Annotated in this window: 2 protein-coding genes; both read right to left on the reverse strand. The window is 49.4% G+C overall.

Going from position 1 to position 2,769, the window contains the following annotated elements; genetic code table 11:
• Positions 1–82: 82 nt before the first annotated feature.
• A complete protein-coding gene (istB, locus tag DXD04_RS15055; protein ID WP_225982541.1) occupies positions 83–805 on the reverse strand; it encodes an IS21-like element helper ATPase IstB in 723 nt (240 codons plus the stop codon).
• Positions 806–811: 6 nt separating this feature from the next.
• On the reverse strand, positions 812–2,419 hold the full coding sequence (gene istA / locus DXD04_RS15060; RefSeq protein ID WP_007566682.1) for an IS21 family transposase: 1,608 nt from the start codon (positions 2,417–2,419) through the stop codon (positions 812–814).
• Positions 2,420–2,769: the final 350 nt, after the last annotated feature.

Consider the following 2,769-nt stretch of genomic DNA (forward strand, 5'->3'; position numbering starts at 1 on the left):
TGCATATTCCGGCGGATACCCGTTCAGCATTTCCGGTGATATCCGTTCAGTCCCCAGTTAGTATTCAGTGTTGTTGGCAAAGTTAATACTTCTTTCTTAGGCTCTCTCCTTTAAGGTCAAATTTTATTGCCTTATGCACGATTCTGTCCAGACAGGCTTCCGCAATGAGCTCGCTTTGGAACACATCATACCAGTCTGCAACGGGAAGCTGGCTGGCCAGGATGAGTGCCTTCCGGTTGTACCGGTCATCTATGATCTGTTCAAAGTCATGCTGTATCTGGCCGTCCAGCTTGACCATCCCAAAGTCATCGATAATCAGCAGGTCATGTGCGTTCAGCTTCCGGAAGAAGTTTGTTTCCCGTCCTTCCAGATGTGCAAGCTTCAGGTTCTCGATGAGCATGTTCATCGTGAAGTACAGTACCTTCCGGCCGTTCCTGCATGCCCTGTCACCCAGGGCACAGGCAAAGTAGGACTTCCCGGTTCCTGCCGGTCCGGTAATGATGACCGTCATTCCGCCCGTGATGTAATTTCCGGTTGCAAGGTCGGCTGCAGAGCAGGCCTGTATGCCCCTTGCCGTGTCCGTTTCAAGTTCTTCCATCGAGGCTCTCAGACGGAAGCCGGCATTCTTTATAAGACGCTGGATGCGGTTGTTCCCTCTCGTGTCACGTTCGTACTGGAGCATGATCTGCATGCCTTCACGCAGGGTAAGCTTGTCCAACTGATGTGTTTCTTCCAGAGAGCTCCAGCAGCTTGCCATTCCCGGAAGCTTCAGCTCGTGCAGTGTTCTTTCTGTTTCGTTGCTCATAATCATTTATTGTTGTTGGTTTATGTCATTTCCTGTAAAATAGTCTTTTCCGCGCATGTTCCCGTGGTTTGACGGTGTAGGCGCATGGAAGATTACCGTCTCGTCTGCGGATGCATTCATGCCGTTACGTCTGAGTATGGCTTCAAACTTGCTGTAGGAGTAAATACCGTACTCCATGCACTGACGGCAGGTAAGGTCAAACGTGGCAAGGTCATACTTCCTTCTGAGGCTGACTATGGAGTTGCACAGCTTGTAATACACCTCTTCAGGCTGTGCGGTACGTTTGGGGTCAAAGATTCTTTTTACATATTCATGGCAGTCAGGTGATATATCTTTTGCTTTCTCCACATAATAGGCTGCCGAACGCTCCATAATCACCCTGCAGCTGGATGCGAGATGTTCCCTGACTGTGGTATAGCCGTATGTATGGCTGCGGATATGTGAGGCCACCAGTTTCTGCTCCACATAGACCTTGACCCATGAACGCGTAAAGACTACTCTTGCCTGTTTTCCTACATGGATATAGGGGACGGAGTAAAAATGGGTCACCTTGTCCTGTCTCAGCTCCACATGGCAGTTTGCCTGTACTTTCAGATCGGCATACAGGCGCATCTCATAGGGTTCCGGTTTCAAGGGTTTCAGCAGCTCCTTCTCCATGGCATGAAAACGCTCCTCACGGCTGTAGGGACGCTTCTGCATACGGGTCTGGTTGTGCCTTTCCATCAGCTCCCATACGGCACGGTTCAGTTCCAGGAGTGAATGGAAGGTACGGTTACGCAATCTGGCATAGACACGGTTATATGTAATCCTTACGGAGTCCTCTACCAGAGCCTTCTGTGTCGGCGATGCCGGGTCGCATGGCAGTACCACGAAATGGTAGTAGTTGCCCATGTCCTCAAGAGCCTTGTTCAGCTTCGGCTCATGCCGGTCATTGCTGATTACAGCCGATTTGAGGTTGTCAGGAGTCAGTATGGAAGGTACACCGCCCAGATGTTCCAGACACATCCTTATGGCATACAGAAAGTCCTCCGTCTTCTGCGAAGGTACACATACCACATAGGTATAGTCGCTGTAAGGCATGCAGGCGACAAACACCTCCACCTTGACAATTTCTCCGGTTTCGGCATCCACATAGCTGAGCTTGTCACCGGCAAAGTCCACCATGAGCTTTTCACCCGGTTTGTAGGTGTTGGCCAGTACGGCCGTAACATCCTTCTTCGCAACGAGATTCTGCTTCAGATGGTAATAGAACTGTGACTTGCCGTAACCATCGGGATGAGTCGCACGGTATTCATCGAACAGGACCTGACGGCTTACATGGGATTTGGGGTCCGCCAGCAGTTCCCTGTATCTGGGTAGCAGGATCAGAAACTCTTCCATTCTCCTGTCCGTATATGCCGGAGAACCAGCATGGAACATCCGTTCCAACTCGGGATCGTCAATCTCAAGGAGGTCGCTGATGTTCCATCCGTTGGCTTTTACTGTATTCACATAACCGTTGACGGTTTCCTTGTCAATCGGTAACTTGCGGCTTACACCGCGGTTGGATTCTCCGGCCTGCTTGAGCTGGAGTACTTGTTTTATCAGACTCATATCCTTTGTTGTTCCTGCCATGACTGTGCTGTTTCTTGTTAGCTTACCAGCACAAAGGAAACTGAAACCGGGGAAAGAATGAACGGATATGCTCCGGAAACGAAGATATACGCTCACAATTCCATGCACGGCTGAACGGATATACTCCGGAAAATCTGAAAGCATACGTCTAAAGTGAACGGGTATGCTCCGGAAAAAGGGTGCTACAACCTGCAATTCTCGGAGGTGAACGGATATGCTCCGGAAAAATTGAGATTTTAATGTCTGGTTATCCATTTTTTCATCCTTTTAGGGGATGAACGGATAAAAATTACGCTTTTAAGGTATGGTTTTATACCCTAATAAGCTGCCGGAAAGTGAACGGGTATGCT

Origin of the sequence: Phocaeicola plebeius (assembly GCF_003437535.1) — a bacterium.
Taxonomy (GTDB): Bacteria; Bacteroidota; Bacteroidia; order Bacteroidales; family Bacteroidaceae; genus Phocaeicola; species Phocaeicola plebeius_A.

Bases quoted from the DNA above. Each gene is read 5' to 3' on its own strand.
- istB (WP_225982541.1), bottom strand. From the start codon at position 805: ATGAGCAACGAAACAGAAAGAACACTGCACGAGCTGAAGCTTCCGGGA.
- istA (WP_007566682.1), bottom strand. From the start codon at position 2,419: ATGGCAGGAACAACAAAGGATATGAGTCTGATAAAACAAGTACTCCAG.